This window comes from Shouchella miscanthi, from assembly GCF_007725405.1.
Lineage (GTDB): Bacteria > Bacillota > Bacilli > Bacillales > Bacillaceae_D > Shouchella > Shouchella hunanensis.
Map to the genome: position 1 here is coordinate 608304 of NZ_CP042163.1, position 16813 is coordinate 625116.

General features: G+C 39.6%; 15 protein-coding genes. 9 read left to right on the plus strand and 6 right to left on the minus strand.

The window, feature by feature from the left end:
- Positions 1 to 128: 128 nt before the first annotated feature.
- Both FPV17_RS03110 and FPV17_RS03115 read left to right on the plus strand, forming a co-directional pair.
- A complete protein-coding gene (locus FPV17_RS03110; RefSeq protein WP_144557937.1) occupies positions 129 to 1529 on the plus strand; it encodes an AMP-binding protein in 1401 nt (466 codons plus the stop codon).
- Positions 1526 to 2638: an acetyl-CoA C-acyltransferase gene (locus FPV17_RS03115; RefSeq protein ID WP_144557939.1), complete on the plus strand. Its 1113-nt coding sequence runs from the start codon at positions 1526 to 1528 to the stop codon at positions 2636 to 2638. The genes FPV17_RS03110 and FPV17_RS03115 overlap by 4 nt, the downstream gene beginning before the upstream one ends.
- Here FPV17_RS03115 and FPV17_RS03120 read toward each other — a convergent pair.
- Positions 2631 to 3008 (minus strand): hypothetical protein, encoded by a 378-nt coding sequence (locus FPV17_RS03120; protein WP_186370716.1) that lies wholly within the window; start codon positions 3006 to 3008, stop codon positions 2631 to 2633. The genes FPV17_RS03115 and FPV17_RS03120 overlap by 8 nt on opposite strands.
- A gap of 266 nt (positions 3009 to 3274) precedes the next feature.
- Here FPV17_RS03120 and FPV17_RS03125 point away from each other — a divergent pair, with 266 nt between their 5' ends.
- Positions 3275 to 4546 carry a histidine--tRNA ligase gene (locus FPV17_RS03125; protein ID WP_144557941.1) on the plus strand — a complete coding sequence of 424 codons (1272 nt, stop codon included), beginning with the start codon at positions 3275 to 3277 and terminating at the stop codon, positions 4544 to 4546.
- 317 nt (positions 4547 to 4863) lie between these two features.
- Here the strand turns inward: FPV17_RS03125 and FPV17_RS03130 are convergent, their stop codons facing one another.
- The 3 genes from FPV17_RS03130 to FPV17_RS03140 form a co-directional block, all read right to left on the minus strand.
- Positions 4864 to 5472, minus strand: a complete 609-nt coding sequence (locus FPV17_RS03130; RefSeq protein ID WP_144557943.1) for a DUF3885 domain-containing protein — start codon at positions 5470 to 5472, stop codon at positions 4864 to 4866.
- 221 nt (positions 5473 to 5693) lie between these two features.
- A complete protein-coding gene (locus tag FPV17_RS03135) occupies positions 5694 to 7193 on the minus strand; it encodes a UDP-N-acetylmuramoyl-L-alanyl-D-glutamate--2,6-diaminopimelate ligase (protein WP_186370717.1) in 1500 nt (499 codons plus the stop codon).
- A 170-nt stretch (positions 7194 to 7363) separates the two neighbouring features.
- Positions 7364 to 8146, minus strand: a complete 783-nt coding sequence (locus tag FPV17_RS03140; RefSeq protein WP_144557947.1) for an alpha/beta fold hydrolase — start codon at positions 8144 to 8146, stop codon at positions 7364 to 7366.
- A gap of 642 nt (positions 8147 to 8788) precedes the next feature.
- Here FPV17_RS03140 and FPV17_RS03145 point away from each other — a divergent pair.
- The 6 genes from FPV17_RS03145 to FPV17_RS03170 all read left to right on the plus strand — a co-directional run bounded on the left by FPV17_RS03145 (position 8789) and on the right by FPV17_RS03170 (position 16054).
- On the plus strand, positions 8789 to 11503 hold the full coding sequence (locus FPV17_RS03145; protein WP_144557949.1) for an aminotransferase class III-fold pyridoxal phosphate-dependent enzyme: 2715 nt from the start codon (positions 8789 to 8791) through the stop codon (positions 11501 to 11503).
- Entirely contained in the window at positions 11500 to 12669 is a 1170-nt protein-coding gene (locus FPV17_RS03150; RefSeq protein ID WP_144557951.1) for a DUF3419 family protein, read from the plus strand. Before FPV17_RS03145 ends, FPV17_RS03150 begins: the two co-directional genes overlap by 4 nt.
- On the plus strand, positions 12653 to 13807 hold the full coding sequence (locus FPV17_RS03155) for a Glu/Leu/Phe/Val family dehydrogenase (protein ID WP_186370718.1): 1155 nt from the start codon (positions 12653 to 12655) through the stop codon (positions 13805 to 13807). The genes FPV17_RS03150 and FPV17_RS03155 overlap by 17 nt, the downstream gene beginning before the upstream one ends.
- 102 nt (positions 13808 to 13909) lie before the next feature.
- A complete protein-coding gene (locus FPV17_RS03160; RefSeq protein ID WP_144557954.1) occupies positions 13910 to 14506 on the plus strand; it encodes a TetR/AcrR family transcriptional regulator in 597 nt (198 codons plus the stop codon).
- Between the two features lie 39 nt (positions 14507 to 14545).
- Positions 14546 to 14920 (plus strand): DUF5367 domain-containing protein, encoded by a 375-nt coding sequence (locus FPV17_RS03165; protein WP_035396249.1) that lies wholly within the window; start codon positions 14546 to 14548, stop codon positions 14918 to 14920.
- Between the two features lie 18 nt (positions 14921 to 14938).
- The gene (locus tag FPV17_RS03170; protein ID WP_144557956.1) at positions 14939 to 16054 is read left to right on the plus strand and encodes an acyl-CoA dehydrogenase family protein; all 1116 of its coding nucleotides are present in this window, start codon (positions 14939 to 14941) and stop codon (positions 16052 to 16054) included.
- 67 nt (positions 16055 to 16121) lie between these two features.
- On the opposite strand, the gene FPV17_RS03175 is transcribed toward FPV17_RS03170, so the two are convergent.
- Both FPV17_RS03175 and FPV17_RS03180 read right to left on the minus strand, forming a co-directional pair.
- A complete protein-coding gene (locus FPV17_RS03175) occupies positions 16122 to 16436 on the minus strand; it encodes a DMT family transporter (RefSeq protein WP_035396257.1) in 315 nt (104 codons plus the stop codon).
- On the minus strand, positions 16436 to 16786 hold the full coding sequence (locus FPV17_RS03180) for a DMT family transporter (RefSeq protein ID WP_144557958.1): 351 nt from the start codon (positions 16784 to 16786) through the stop codon (positions 16436 to 16438). The genes FPV17_RS03175 and FPV17_RS03180 overlap by 1 nt, the downstream gene beginning before the upstream one ends.
- Between the last annotated feature and the right edge of the window lie 27 nt (positions 16787 to 16813).

The window sequence follows — 16813 nt, forward strand, 5'->3', positions numbered from 1 at the left end:
CAAAGAGGCTTAAGTGGTTTCCTACAGACTCCACAGGAGCTGTTTTCAAATAGACGATCTTGCTCCTTTGTGTTATTGTAAACCAAATAATTTATAAGTTTACAATTGAATGGAGAGGCGGTTTTTTCGTGTATATTGGGAAACAGATTCATCATCATGCTTTGGCGCTACCAGACAAAATCGCTGTTATCTACAATAAAAAACAGATTACTTACAGTATGCTTCAAGAAAAAGTGGAGCAATACCGTGGAGAATTATATTGTGAAGCGCTAAAAGATCAGAAGAAAGGTCTCTTATCAGTGGCAATTGATGTGATGCAACAAGATGAGCAATTGTACTGGTTTTTAGCGGTGACAAGCCTTGGCTGGAATGGCGTACTTTGTCATCCGAATTGGTCTGAATGTGATGTGATTAAAATGGCTAAAAAAGCGACAGCAGACGTTATTTTGAGCAATCGTTTCCAAACAGCAGAAGCGGACATCCCCATTTGGAGAATGTCTAGTTTCGCTACGTCAGACGAAAAACAAGCTATTCCGTATGCAAAAGGAACGGAACCGTTTTACACAGGGTTTACCTCTGGAAGCACTGGGGAACCTAAAGCCTTTGTTCGGAACCATTTGTCGTGGTCAGGGAGCTTTGACGATGTGCAACAAGGTTTTGCGCTAAGCCAGTCAGATCGTGTTTGCATACCAGGATTGCTCTTTCATTCATTGTTTTTATTTGCAACCATTCATACACTCCATATTGGGGCAACGGTTTGTTTAGAGCAAGAATTTCAAGTGAAACAAACAAAGAATACAATTGAAGCTTTTAGAGTGAACGTTATTTATGGAGTGCCAACAATGCTGTATGCCCTGTCCCTGGAGGGAATAGATGCACAGCTTGTTGAAAAAGTCATTGTTTCTGGAGCGGAATGGCATGAAACGAATCGAGCTCAAGTAAAAGCGATCTTTAACCAAGCAACGCTTTATGAGTTTTACGGTGCATCAGAACTAAGTTTTGTTTCGTACCTAAACCATTCAAATGGAAAACAGCTGAATGCTGCTGTTGGGGAACTTTTTCCCAGTGTAGAGGTTGAAGTAAAACGAGGTGGCCAACTTGTTGTTCGTAGCCCATATTTATTTACTGGCTATGTAGGACAAGCGCCAATTGGGGAATCATTTTCAGTTGGGGACATCGGCTATTTCGACGAACACAACATCTTACATGTTAAAGGGAGAATAGGGAATATGCTGACGATTGGGGGCCATAATGTCTACCCAGAAGAGACGGAAAGAGTGGTAAAAGCGTTGCCGTTTGTAGAAGAAGCGGTAGCGGTTGGAACGTATCATAGGTATTGGGGTAATCAAATGGTGCTTTTCGTGCAAACTGCTCAAGCTCAGGAGTTTGCATTGGTACAGATAAAAGCAAGACTGAAAGAATGTTTACCTACACTCAAACGTCCAAGAAGGATTTACGTCGTAGAAGCATTGCCCTTATTAGCAAATGGAAAAGTCGATCGACAAGCGTTGGTAGGTGAAACGAGATGAATGCAGTCTATGTGGTGAAAGCAAAACGAACGGTTATTGGCAAAAAAGGGGGCATCCATAAGAAGGTTACACCTGAAAAGTTAGCGGCGGCAGTTTTGGCAGAACTAGGGAAGGCGCTACCAGTTGATGGGGTTATAATGGGTAATGCAGTTGGCGAAGGAGGGAATATCGCCCGGCATTCGTTACTTGAAGCAGGCTTTCATCCTAGCGTTCCCGGATTGACTGTCGATAGTCAGTGTGGAGCAGGATTAGAAGCCATTGTTACCGCTGCTCGTTTTATTCAAGCAGGTGCTGGAGATTGTTATCTAGCTGGTGGTGTGGAAAGTACGAGTTTTGAGCCTGCTCGCTTTCGAGTTGGAGAAAAAACGCCAATTCCCCGGGCCTCGTTTGCCCCTGCCGACATCGGTGATCCTGATATGGCAGCATCCGCTGAAAGAGTGGCCGAGGGATTTCGTATTTCCAGAGCTCAGCAAGATGCGTATGCACTAGAAAGCTATAGGCGGGCTTATGAAGGGGATCTGGAAGGTCGCTTTGACGAAGAAAAAATTTTAGCACATCAAGGGATACGAGATGAAGGCATACGTAAGCTTTCGGAGAGGTTAGTTAAAAGAATGCCGCCTCTTACAATGCCATCTGGTACCATTACGGCGGCAAACTCGTGTGAAAAATCAGATGGGGCAGCAGCAGTGATCCTGATGTCTGAAAAAGCCTGTCGAGAAGCAGGTGTGAAACCGTGGCTTCAATTCGTTGATAGCGTAAGCGCAGGTGATGATCCAAATTACGCTAGTATAAGTCCAATTCGTGCAATTCAAAAACTTCTCTATCGGAACTCTTTGCACATAGATGCTATCGGACGAATGGAATTTAATGAGGCCTACGCGGCGCAACTGATTGCTTGTGGAAAACACATCCCACTCTCATTTAGCCGAGTGAATGTATCAGGCGGTGCTCTGACTCTTGGTCACCCATATGGTGCTTCTGGTGCAATCAATGTCTGTCGCTTGTTTCATGAATTACCCCGCTGTAACATGAAGTATGGCATCGCCACAGTCGGTGCTGCTGGTGGTGTTGGAACGGCGGCTCTTTTTAAGAAGGTTTCAGTTACATGAGCAAAATCGCTAAACATAAAATGAACGCCAAACCAGAAAGCGGCGTCATGACCTTTCTTTCTTTTGCGCTTTTAGAAGCGAAGTTGGCTAATGTATTTACTGCCAGAAATAGTGTAAATAGCCAAGCAAGTAAATGAACAGGCAAAAAAGCAAAGCCAGTTAACACGTTTGTGTACGTTAAAAAGGTGACGGCCATCACGAGCAAGATCAATGCATTGGCAACACTAACAACACGCATGGGAAGTGGTAATACGCGATAGAAACCACCCATTGCATAGGCACCTAGCGGGAAACCTAAAGCTAAGAAGATTTGAAAAACACTAATAATAATGAAGAGAATGCTCACTAATATGGCTAAAATAACGTCCAATGTTTTTTCTGCCTCCTTTAAAAACAAATTGTATTTCCCTTGTCGGTGTGATACGATCATAAGCATTCGAGGTGAGTATGGATGTTACTATACCAAATGAAAATACCTGTAAGCTCACAACTTCATCATCATAACAAGTAGTCTTGCTAGCCGATTTCTAAAAAATCGCACATAGGAAGACTATTTCTCATGAAACCGTATTTGATTAAGTGTACCACTAATCAAGTGCGGTTTTTTATGTTTACTAAAAAAAGGAGGAAAGAAAAATGAAGAAAATGGATTACCAAAATGTAAGAGGCACACAGGATTATTTACCAGCAGCGGAAGGTATACGACGGAATATGAAGAGAACCCTTGAGGACGTGTTTAGTCAATATGGCTGTAAACCGCTAGAAACACCTATTTTGAACTATACCGATTTAATGGCTTCTAAATACGGTGGAGGCGCCGAAATTTTAGAAGAAATGTACACGTTAACAGACCGAGGAAAGCGTGATTTGGCACTGCGATACGATTTAACCATTCCGTTTGCAAAGGTAGTGGCGATGAATCCAACGTTGACCATGCCATTTAAACGTTATGAGATTGGGAAAGTTTTTCGAGATGGTCCTATTAAAGCTGGGAGATTTCGGGAATTTACCCAATGTGATGTCGATATTGTTGGCGTTGACACCCAAGTTGCAGAAGCAGAATGCATGTTAATGGCGGTGGATGCGTGTGAAAAACTCGGATTACCAATGGTGATTCACTATAACAACCGTAAGCTGTTAACAGGTATGCTTGCATGTATAGGAGTAGAAAAGGAAAAACAAAGCAGAGTGATCCTCACTATCGACAAATTGGAGAAGATTGGTGCGAGCAACATTGTGAAGGAGTTACACGCGCAAGGCCTATCTCAACAGGTAACAGCCACGATTGAGGCGTTTTTACAAGCAGGACATTCAATGGACTACTTCAAACGATACGCGGAAGAAAGTGTAGACGTGCAACAGGGAATAGCAGAAATAGAAGCACTACAGTCGTTTCTTACATCTTTAGCCATTGAGAAACAATGTGTCTTTAATCCTTTTCTTGCTAGAGGACTAGAAATCTACACGAGTACGGTATACGAGCTATTTTTAGAAGATGGAACGATTACGTCAAGTATTGGCAGTGGTGGTAGATATGATCAAGCGATTGGTGGATTAATTGGTACAGATGAAACGTTCTCAACAGTTGGCATATCCTTTGGCCTTGATGTTATGTATGAAGCGATTCGTTCTATGAACCAGCCAACTACTCCATTAGTGGATTATTACATTGTTCCATTAGGCAGGCAAACAGAAGCTCTGTTAGTAGCGCGTGAATTACGAGAACAGGGCTACCGTGTTGAATGTGAATGGACCAATAAGAATCTTCGAAAAGCCTTAACGAAAGCGAATAAAGAGGGAGTAAAGTATGTCATTATCATTGGGGAAGAGGAAGTGGAACAGAATCAGTACAAAAGAAAAGATATGCAATCAGGTGAAGAACAGAGGATTGCCTTTCGATTTGCGTAAACTGGACCTACGTATACAATCCATTTGGTCGCTATGGAGACAGAGTTAGATCAATTAGTGTGTATCCATCTAAGAAAAGAATGGTTTTGAAAACATTCTTTTTTAGTGGCTTTTTCCATCTATAAACAACGTAATTGATGTAACTTAATAGTTGCTCAATTTAAAAGCCCATGATTTTAAATTTTCTTGCGTAATACCAATATAATCAAATGCCCAAGTAGTCGTCTCTTTGTTCTCTATTAATAATGCGTCTTTCTTGAAAGAACATCCAAATAGACAGATATGTAATATGAGAACAACAACAGAGAATTTCCTAATTATTCTTCTCTCCTTATCAAATTAGAATATTTCATTGCAAATTCCTTATGTAATTTTTCATCATTAAACAGCAAAAACGCACCTCTATCATCATAAATGTGAAAAATTATACCTTTATCTTTATTAATAAAAAATACTTCTGGATAAGTGCTCAGTAACTTATCGTTAAACCTGGGAGTTAGATCTTTAAAATCTTGATTACAGATTGCTTTTATAATCTTGTTGTAATGTAAAAATTTTTTTTGTGTTTGTAGTGAATACTGTACCAATCTACCAAATTCGTCGTTCTCTTCAAAAGTGTGGAGTTTGTATTGATTAATTCTATTTATAAATTTATTAAAGAGTCCAATTGGTTTAGATATTGCTTTTTCACTTCGAGCAACTGTTACAAAAAACAACTGGTCTTCATTAATAAAAAGATCTTTAAATATGTCCGTTGCGCGGCTATAAATGGTATCAAAGTAATCAAAATTAATATTTCCTGAATCATCTAACTGATATAAGCTTTCTTGAAGTTCGATATGTAAGCTTAAGGGTAGGTCATGAAAAGTTGAGTTAATTAAATCAAGTTCTTTAAATTCATTCCGTAAATAGATTAAATGATTCATGTATACTATCCTTCCAATGTTTAGGTTGATTATTGTCTTAATATTTTACCATCCTTACTCAAGGGGAAGCATACCGATATCTGAGAAAAAACGATTAGAGAGCCGTTAATGGCTGTGATCAAACCTCTAACTGTTTGTAGATAATGGAACGATTGTTTTATTTAAGAAAGAAAATAGAATGAGGACGACATCAATTCAGTAAAAGATGTCGTCTGTATCGTTTAAGCGGAGGTTGTTTTGGTGTCTTGCTCAAGAAATAGATGAATGTGCTTGAGGTCATCATAGGGTAAGCGTTTTCCTTTAACGATCTGATAATTTTCCATGCAAATACCAGTAATGAGGATAAGATCGCCTTCATCTGCTAATGACAGTGCTTTTTGAATGGCTTCGCCTCTTTCTCCTACTAGGTGTAGGTGCTCAGGTTTATTTATAAAACCAGAGATAACATCTGCCATGACGGTTTCTGGGTCTTCATCGCCAGGATGGTCAACAGTTACAACGATTTCATCCGCTTTTCCTTCAACAGCCTTTGCAATTTCTGGTCGTAAATAGGAAGGTCTGACGCCGATACCAGCAATAAGAAGTATTAATCGTTTATAGGAAAAGGGTTTTATGGTATGGAACAGTTTTTCAAAAGCGAAAGGACTATGAGCAAAGTCAAAAATTAACTGCCTTCCTGGATAATCGGTTAGTAATTGGAAGCGACCAGGAGCTCCTTTAACAAGTGGAAAACAACAAATAATTTCCTCTATAGCGTATCCTTTTACCAGACAAGTCGTGACGGCAGCTAAAAGGTTTGCAACATTGTGTTCTCCGAATATCGGTGCCATAACGGAGTAGCGTTTCCCATGGACGATTAAGTCGAATGAGGTACCGGATTGCTGCGTTTGTAGTTTTTGTGCCATGACGGTCGCTTCCTGTTCAATGCTATAGGTCCAAAGCTCTCCTTGAAACGAGTTAATAATGGCAGCTGACATCCCTGCATCATCAAGGTTCACAACCGCTTTGTTTGCTTGTTGAAAAAGCTTCAGTTTTGCGTTTCGATAATGCTCCATAGTGTTGTGAAAATCAAGGTGCTCTGGTCGTAAGTTTGAATGAACCGCGATATCAAACTGTAATCCATGAAGGCGCCCTTGTTCAAGGGCAATGGACGTGGCTTCCATCGCAACGTGAGTTGTTTTGTTTTCTCTAAGTTGATCAAAGAGCGTATAAAGATCAGATGATTCTGGTGTAGTAGGTGTGGTTGTCTCTACATTGACTTTTCCGTATTGATCCCAAACTCCTGCTGTTCCAATGGATGCGGTTGGCTCTCCAAGCGCGTTGACTAATGAGCGTATGTAAGCCGTAATGGTTGTTTTTCCGTTTGTGCCGGTAATTCCCGTTAAGGCAAGTTCCTTATGTTTGTTTTGATAAAAAGCAGATGCAAAGCTAGCCAGCGCTTTTTTGCTATCATGAACCACTACAAATGTACGGTCAGGTCGTTTGAAATACCAATCCATCATAAGTTCTTTTTCACTTCCAACGATAACTTGAGCGCCATTTTTTATGGCAGAGTCTATATATTGATGACCATCCACGTGCTGTCCTTTTATACAAATAAAACAGCTATTGGTTGTGACTTTCCGTGAATCGTACGTGATAGAATGAACGGTGGCAGGGGAGGGGCCGACAACAAAAGCGATGGTTTCAAGCACGTTTGACTGTTTAAATAAATTCTCCAAAAAAGTACCTCCATAATTAGGTAATGAGTGAGTCGTGCTTGTAGTCAATAGACTAGTACCTACTCATACCTTTTAAAAGGTAATTTGAAACCCGATTTATTAAAATAATTATTTATGGAGAGAAAGTAGAGGAAAAAAATAGAGGGAGGTTGAAGAGGATATGGTATCTATTAGGACCTTTCTAACGATACTAGATGTTTCATAATTAGGTTGTTCACCTGTACAGGATTATCAAGATTTGTCGCATGGTGAGCGTTTTCGATGTAAACAAGTGTTGCTTGAGGAATCTTATTTGCCATTTCTTTTTGTTGGCGCGCTGTCATCGTATCATGATCCCCTTGTAGAATAAGGGTAGGGCAGCTTACTTTGTGAAGATCCTCCTTGCTTTCCATTCTGGATACGGCATCCCAAATACGTACCCACTGCTTATGTGGGATAGAAAGAACGGATTTTTTGATATAGTCAGCATTATTCTTATTAAAGGTTGATAGGGTTTTTGCTTGTATAGAAGCCATTAGGCTCATGGGGATGAACCTACTAGAAAGGCGGTTAAGCGGAATAGCTAGTTTTTCGAACCAGTTATACGTATTGGTAAAGGGCGTGCCGATTAATAGTAAGGATTGTACGTAAGAAGGATAACGAATAGCTGTGTGCAACGAAATATGGCCCCCCATAGATAAACCGCAAAGGTGGGCTTGCTTTATACCTAAATGTTGGAGAAGCGCGATTAAATCACTGCTAAATTCTTCAGAGTCCACTTTTCTATCCGGTAAAGTAGATTTTCCATGTCCCCGTACATCCCAAACGATTGTTTTGTAGTCATTAGAGAGGTCCTCTACTTGTGGTCGCCACTGTGCATGATCCCATGAAGCCCCATGGGTAAAAAGAATTGCGTCACCAGAACCAGCGACTTCATAATAAATCTCGCTATTATTATGAGAAAAAAATGGCATAAAGACCTCCTAGATAATGTGTAGAGTAAATGAATAGAGTATGTATCTATCATTACGTTTCGAAAGGGCTTTGTCAACGAGAATAAGCCATTTCAAATCATGATTGAATGAATCAAACGTTTAATTAATCGTGTATAACACCCTTCAAACGAATAAATTGCTAAACTATGAAACAATGTTTCTCATTCAAGGTTTTATTAGCTAATTTCGGGTAACTGAAAATAGCTAGTGGTTTTTTCATTTTTTGTAAATGGTGGGTCATAGCACTAATCATCATTTTGAAGAACTTGTTTTTTTATGATTGGGTATTTTTAAGGTGAACCAGCGGTCATACCCAGTCATTTGAAGCTCGTATTTGATAAGAGCTATTGTCTAGACATTTTTGATCATGCTCGATTACACTGTAGTGACAGTGTAAAGGTTACGTTAAAGTTTGGTTAATGGAATTTCATTACTATAGCGATTTTGATACGCTCTAAGAGTATTTAAGAGTGATTAAAAAATGGATACTTCATTCTTTTTATTAAAATGATTATTTTTTCTTCTCCCTATTGATTGACAGTTTTGGTTTTTATATTTATGATATTTTAAATAGTAGGTCAATTCTTTTTTTTGAAATAACATTTGAGAGGGGAAGCTTATGTGAAAACGATCAATCCTTCAATTTCCAAGATTATGACCATTTTTCATATGGATAAGACCTATATGAAAGGAAGGCGCAATCGGCTTTATGATGCGAATGAAACTGAATATGTGGACTATACCTCACAATACGGAGCACTACCTCTTGGTTACAACCCTGAAGAAATATGGCGGAGTATTAAGACTTTTAAAGAAAATCAATACCCAAGTTTGTGTCAGCCATCAGCCCCTTTTTTTGCAGAAGAATTAGCTATCCAACTAACTAACCTTTTTGTTGATGATCTTAATATTTGTACATTTGCACAAAGTGGTGCGGAATCGGTAGAAGCAGCAATAAAGTTAGCAAGAGCTTATTCGAAAAAAGAGAAAATTCTTTCTTGTCACAAAAGTTTTCATGGAAAAACACTTGGGGCCTTATCCGCTACTGGGCAAAAAGTGTATCAAGAGCCGTTCTTTATTCACCATGAATCCTATCCTAAAATTCCTTACAATGATCTTCAAAGCTTGTTAAAAGTGTTGGAAACGAGTGGGGACGAGATTGCTGCGTTCATTGTCGAACCAATACAAGGTGAAGGTGGCGTTAATATCCCGGACGCTGAATACCTATCAAAAGCCATTGCTTTGTGTCATTCCTACGATGTATTGGTCATTGTGGATGAAATTCAAACGGGTCTCGGTCGATTGGGCAATTGGGCGGTGACATCGGAAGAGAAGCTGTTGCCAGACATTGTTTTGTTATCGAAGGCGTTAGGTGGAGGGTTAGTACCGATCGCAGCTTGTATTAGTCGAGAAGTGCTATGGACGGATCGATTTGGTTTAAATCACAGCTCTACGTTTGCGAATAACAATTTTACCTCATGCGTAAGTTTATCCTTTATTCAAGCGATAAAAAAACAAGATCATTTCTTCGAGAATGTGCTTGAACTAGGGGATGAACTTCGACGAAAGCTTGAGCGAGTAAAGGAAAAGTGGCCGGGTGTCATAAAAGAAATTCGAGGTAAAGGTCTTCTTTCAGCTATAGAGTTTGAGCCAATAGATGCAAGTGATTCCTTCGAAATGGCGAACCTCATTTCATTCGGCGGATATGGGTACATGATTTCAGGCTACTTATTAAATGTCCATCATGTAAGGATCGTTCCTTTTTTAAATGATCCATTAACATTGAGGATGCAACCACCGTTGAACGTTGATCGAACCGATATTGATTTTTTCTGTGAAGCATTTGATCGTTTATGCGAAATCCTATGTAAAAAAGATTTCTATTTATTGTATCGCTATACAGTAGGGGATTGTCGAAAACCAGTTGAAGTAAACGATTATCGAGACCGAAACCTTCCGATTTTGTCATCAATGGTAGATGAGACGAGTCAGCTAGTAGGTTCGTTCGCGTTTCTTTGTCACTATCCTTCGACAAATGATTTGATAAAAAATACACCTTCGTTTGAACAGTTTAGTGAAGAAGAGTTAAAGGCCATTTTGAAATGGGAAGCAGACTTCTCCGGTGCAGGTGTCATTTGTAAATTGCCAGCAATCAAAGGGGCTGATGGCAATTATGCTGAAGGTTGGCTCATTGGCATTACATATGGCGGTGAAGAAATTCTTGAACGCCCAAAAGAAGAAGTCTTGAGCACGATTAAAGATGGTGTGAAGCTGGCAAAAGAGTTAGGGGCTGATGTCATTGGTTTAGGCGCATATACATCGATTGTTACAAGGGGGGGCTATGATCTACTCGATGAGGGTGTCACCTTAACAACGGGGAATACACTCACGATGATTAATGCGACTGAAGCAATGCTAAAAGGAGCGAATTTATTAAAGCATCGTGTTGCAGACTCCACTATTGGCGTAATCGGAGCGAACGGAGCTATTGGAAGAATTGGTTCATATCTATTAGCGAGGAAAACGTCAAAATTGACGCTAATCGGGAAAAATGGCAACAATCCTATTGCAAACTACAAGCGACTAAAGAAATTGGCTAATGGAATTTACCTTGATTGTCTAATGGAATGCAAAGAAAACACAGGAATTCGCAAGCGGTTGTTAGAGGTTCTCCATACTGCCCAACTGACAGACCGATTTGAAGAAGAAGTATTATTCCTGGATAAGTGGCTTGATGGTGCGTCTGTTACGAAATCATCTGTTCCAAATGTGATTGATCCAATCGAACGGCTTTTTGAGGAATTAAATGAACGAATTCCTATTAGGTACAGTGTTTATTTGGAAGAAGAATTAGCTGATATGGATCTCATTCTGACAGCGACGAGTTCAATGAGTGCGTTTGTTCCTGTTCAGTTAATTAAGGCAGGAGCCGTCATTTGCGATGTGTCTCAGCCTCCAAATGTCGGAAGGGATGTGCAAAAAGAACGGAAGGATGTTCTGATTATTGAAGGAGGACTTGTTCAGTATGCTGATCCAATTCGATTCGGACAAAACTTAGGCTATGAAGCAGGTCAGAACTTAGCTTGTTTGTCAGAGACGATGTTGCTTTCACTCGATCAAGCGAGTAAAAGTTATGGGATAGGCGGACGAATTCGAATGGAAGACGTGTATTACATTCAACGATTAGCAGAAAAACATCAATTTAAACTTGCAGATTTACAAAGCTTTGGGAAAAAAGTAACCAATGAAGAGATCTTGAACATTCGAGCAGAAATAGTGCTTCGTCAAGAAGAGATTGCTTATTCGTCTAGTACGATAAAGGAGGCTGGCAAATGAGTGGAGTCGATACTATGCAGCGAACTCAAGCACCATCGGTAGAAGATAAGCTTAAAGAAAGTATTTATCAAGATGAGTGGCTTTTATACACAACGAGTGATGAGGATTCGGATTCGGAAATAAGAGCACTTGATATTCAAAGAGACGATGTTGTTTTGTCTGTTACAGGCAGTGGTTGTCGAAGTTTAGCTCTACTTATAAAGGAACCGAATAAGCTGATTTCAATTGATGCCAATCCTTATCAGAACTTTTTACTCGAACTTAAAATAGCAGCGATTCGGCATTTTAAAAGAGAGGACTGTTTAGCGTTTTTTGGTATAACGGAAAGTGAGAACCGCAAAGAGATGTTTCAACAGTTAAAAGAAGATTTATCCGAACAAGCACAAACATTTTGGGTTAGGCACATTGAAAAGATTGACACAGGATTTATTTACTTAGGTAAACATGAGATGTTCTACAAAAAGTATATGGGTTCATTTTTGTTTCGTTTTAGACGGAAACAATTCAAAGAATTATTGGAATGCGAGACGATTGAACAGCAAAGAGACTATTACGAAAAAAACTGGAATAATTTTTTATGGAAACGAGCGGTTAAGCTGTTGAGTCAAAGAGTGTTCTTTGAAAAATTCTTAGGTGATCCAAGCTATTTTAATCAAGTCAAGAAAGACTTTTCCATAGGTGATTATTTATTGTCGAGGTTTGAACATACCTTTAAACACCATTTGGTCAAAGACAATCACTTTCTTACCTTTCTATTTTGTGGGCAATATCTAAATGAGAAGGGTCTTCCTGTCTATCTACTAGAAGAGAATTATGACATTATCAAACACAATCTTCATCGAGTCGAGATCGTTACTGACCGGATTGATCCTTATTTAGCATCCTTACCAGCGCAATCGATTGATAAGTATTCACTTTCTGATATCTCTGGGTGGATTCCGTTAGAAGAGTTTCGCTCTATTCTTGAGGATGTGAAGCGGACGATGAGTAAGAGCGGAAGGCTATGCTATCGTAATTTTCTAGCGAAGCGTACTCTTAGTGAGGTGAGTATTTCTGGACTACGGCAAGATCGTGCAATGATGAATGAATTAGATGCGGCGGATCGTGCGTTTGCTTTTAGTTTTGAAGTCGCACAAAAGGAGGACACTCATGAATCCGTATTATGAAGTTGAATGGTATGATGATGAAACAGACACTCGGGTTTTTATTGTAATTGATCAATTAATAGGTGGATTAGCTGCTGGAGGCATACGAATGAGTCCAACGGTAACAATGGAAGATATTCGTAGTCTTGCTCATTTGATGACGAAGAAAAACAGTGTGATGGGCATTCCACTTGGTGGTGCAAAGATAGGGATTGTTGGTGACCCGGAAGGTGTTGATAAAGAAGAGAAATTAAAAGCATTTGGTCGCATGGCAGAATCTTTATTAAAAACAAAGCTTTTAATTGGAGAAGATATGGGAATATCCAGCCAAAACGTCAAATCAATCTACGAATCCATTCAATTTAATCCAATTGAACTGGTTGCTCAAATAAGAAAACAACAAGGAATGCACATCCAGATGCCTGAAGGGAAAAGTATTGATGACTTATTAAGTGAAGAGTTTATGGACTACCTTGCTGGCTTTGGTCTAATGGAGGCAATGGAAGAGGCTGCTCAACTGATAAATCTTGATCTGAACCAAGCTCAGGTCGGACTTCAAGGTTTTGGAACGGTGGGTAGTGGGATTGCGATGCTTTTGCTAGAGAAAGGGTCAACTATAACAGCGATTAGTGATGCCCATCGTTGTATGTACAGACAAACAGGTTTTTCTCTTGCTGAACTTCAAGTATTAAAAGAGCACGGAGGAGTCATACAGCCTGAGCTATTTAGAAATGTTAAGATCGTACCATCTAGCGAGATCGTTGGATTACCTGTAGATATTTTTATACCTGCATCGATTTCAAATGCTATACACAGAGACAATGCAGGTAGTTTAAAGGCTAGCCTCATTGTGGAAGCTGCGAATTTTCCAACAACGAATGAAGCAGAGCAAATTTTGTTGAAGATGCATAAGATGATCCTCCCTGATTTTGTTGTGAACGCCGGATCGGCGACAGGTTTTGGCTTACTAATAACAGGGCAAGCAGAGTATCAGGATGTCTTTCAAGCATGTGCTCAGCGAATTAGAGAAACAGTGAGAACAATTTTAACAGAGAGTTTAAAGGGCGAAAAAACGCCGCGGGAGATCGCAGATGAAATGGCTTCTTACAACTTAAACGAAATGGTAACAAACGAGCAAGCTAAAGTGGAGACCAAATAAATCATGTAAGGCATTTGTGTTTCGATAGGCATGATTGACACCTGCTATCGATCATTATAAGCTTTTAGTTATATAACTAACTTAATAATGAGGGGGATAAGCATGGCTGAACCAAATGTGATTACGAAACAAGATTTAATTGAATCTGCGAAAACGTGTATCGTTGAAAATGGCGTCAATAAATTAACGCTTAAAGCAGTTGCGCAAGGAGCAGGAGTAACGCAAGGCACTGTTTATTATCATTTTAAAACGAAAGACCAGCTAATGGTTGAAGTCGTAAGTGATATGTGTCAAACGTCATGGAATCGTTTAGAAAAAATGAAAAAAAACTCGGACCAACAGGCGAAAGAATGGATTCAAACCGGTCTAAAATCTGCAACTGAGAGAAATTCAAGCGATTCGTCCTACCACTCTTTATTTTCATCATTGGTCACAGCTAGTTTGCATAACGATAAGATACGTGAGCAAATCAGTGAACTACTAACCTATGAAAATCAAGTGTTACAAAAACAAATTGAAGCTGTAGTAGGTGAAAGGCTTTATGGTGTATCGGCAGAGACATGGAGTGTGTTAATGAACGCTTTAATTGATGGTTTAGCCATTCAGTCTATGATGATTGAAGATTTCGACGCAGCAAAAGTGTTTAAAGGACTTGAAACACTCCTTCTAAAACAGATGGAAGACAATCAAACATCCTAGTGATTAAAGAATAAAATGGTACACAGGAGGTGATGACGCTTGTTCTTTCTATTTTGGGGTTTCTTAGTATGGTTAGGGGCAACGGCTATCTTTCGATTTTTAGGCCAATTCTTCTTCATCCCGGATAATACCTTTTTTCTAGTGGCAGCGTATGTCATTGTTATTCCGTTAATTCTTGTTATTACGCTACCCCTTTATCGGTATAAAAAGCTGAACGCTTTTAATCAATTGAAAGCAGCAATCTTTATTGCGTTACCAGGAATGCTGTTCGATGTTATTGTGTTAATTTATTTCGCAGAGTTTTTTGTGAATTTGGAGCCGGAAATGGACCGGTTTTTTGCATCGTGGTTATTATTGGCTTATTCTGTCATTTTGCTTACAGGATTGATCCCTAGTGGAAAACAACGTTCTTAAAAATGAGGAGGGATTGGAATGTCATTGTTTTTAGAAAAGGAACGACAAGTATTTCGTCAATATTTTCCAACGATTGATGAAGCGTTTGGAAAAGATTCTTTGTGGGATCGTGAAAAGCATACAGACGAACTTCTTCAACAAGCGAAAGAATCAGGAATGACCGCATTAATGATTCCAAAAGAGTATGGTGGCAAAGGAGCGACGGCTCTGGATGCCATCTATATCCAACGTTGGATTGCGAGTAAATCTCCTTCTCTTGCTGTTTCGTTAATGATGCACCAATTCTCAGTTGCGTCTCTAATTGAAGCTGCAACCATACAACCTAATTTACAAGAAGTCCTTAAACAAATCGCTGAAAACAATCTATTGTTAGCCTCTGCATTTGCAGAAGGGGTAGAGAACACCCTTTTTACACCAACTGTTCAAGCGAAGGGAGTAGATGGTGGCATCGTTGTAAATGGAACAAAAAAACCATGTACGAATTCAAGGACAATGGATCTCTTAACGGCCAGTGTTGGTCTTCCAAACGGAGATTTGGCGGTTATTACCATACCTTCAAACACAGATGGTATTCATGTGAATGACTTTTGGGAACATTGGATTTTGAAAGGTACCCACACGGAAGAGGTAGTATTAAAAGATGTGTTTGTCCCTAACGCTTGCATCTATCGTGCTGGGCCACCTGAAAGTGTAGATTCGACTATTACAAACGGGTTACTCTGGTTCGAACTTTTTATGATTGCTACATATATAGGTGTTACATCAACCCTTGTTGAGAAAGTAAATAAGGCGAATCGTGTGCCTTTGGATCGATTGTTTGAGCTAATGGCTGAGCTGGAAGGCGCGATGACTTCGTTAGAAGGGATTGCCTTTAAGTTTGAGAGTAAGCAGTATGAAGAGTCTATTCTTCAGGAAACCCTTTTTGCTCGCCATGCAATCGACAAGACGTTGGAGCGACTTTCCACAAAAGCCGCAAAAATGCTTGGTGGCCTAAACTACCTAACGTCTAAAGAAACCTCTTATTTGTTGCTTGTCAATCAGTTAATTTCGTTCCATCCGCCTTCTAAAACGGAAACGCTACAGATGTTTGAACTGTATGCACGAGGAATTGAACAGGAAGTGACTGTTCAGTGATAATAGAATGAATCCCTTGCTACTAGGATTTTACTCCTAGTAGCTTTTCTCTTTATAGGAAATCGATCTAGGATACAACCTTTAAACTAATAATACACGCAATAATCCCACCTACTAACGCGAGCTTCTTCCAATTCTTTGGTTCGTTAAACAGAAACATCCCTAAAAGGACACTTCCAGATGCGCCTATTCCTGTCCAAATCCCGTAGCCAATGCTGATGGGGACCTCAACAAGAGAGAGGGACAGAAATAAAAGACTAAGCCCCATAAAGAAAAAGAAAAAAAGAGTAGGCTTTAATTTGGTAAAGCCCTCTGTTAATTTAAGGTTAATGACGCCGCATACCTCAAAGCAACCAGCTAAGACTAAAAACATCCAATACATTAGATTTTGCCTCCAGCTTGAGAGTCTTGCGGTTCGTCTTTTACTAATTTAAGACCAATAATACATGTGATGAGTAGTACGACAATAATCACTTTCGGTAAGCTAACAGGATCACCTAATAATGCCATGCCAATTAGCGCTGTTCCAAACGCTCCAAGTCCGGTAAAAACGGCATAAGCAGTTGATACTGGCAACGTCTTTAAGGTTTTCGCAAAGCAAAAAAAGCTTAAAATAAACAAGATGACGGTTGGTATGACAAATTCTATTTTGGTGAATCCATCTGAGTAATCAAGACCGAGTGCCCAACCTACTTCCAGTATCCCTCCGATGACTAAATACACCCAAGCCATATGAACGCTCCTTCACAACTCTATTTA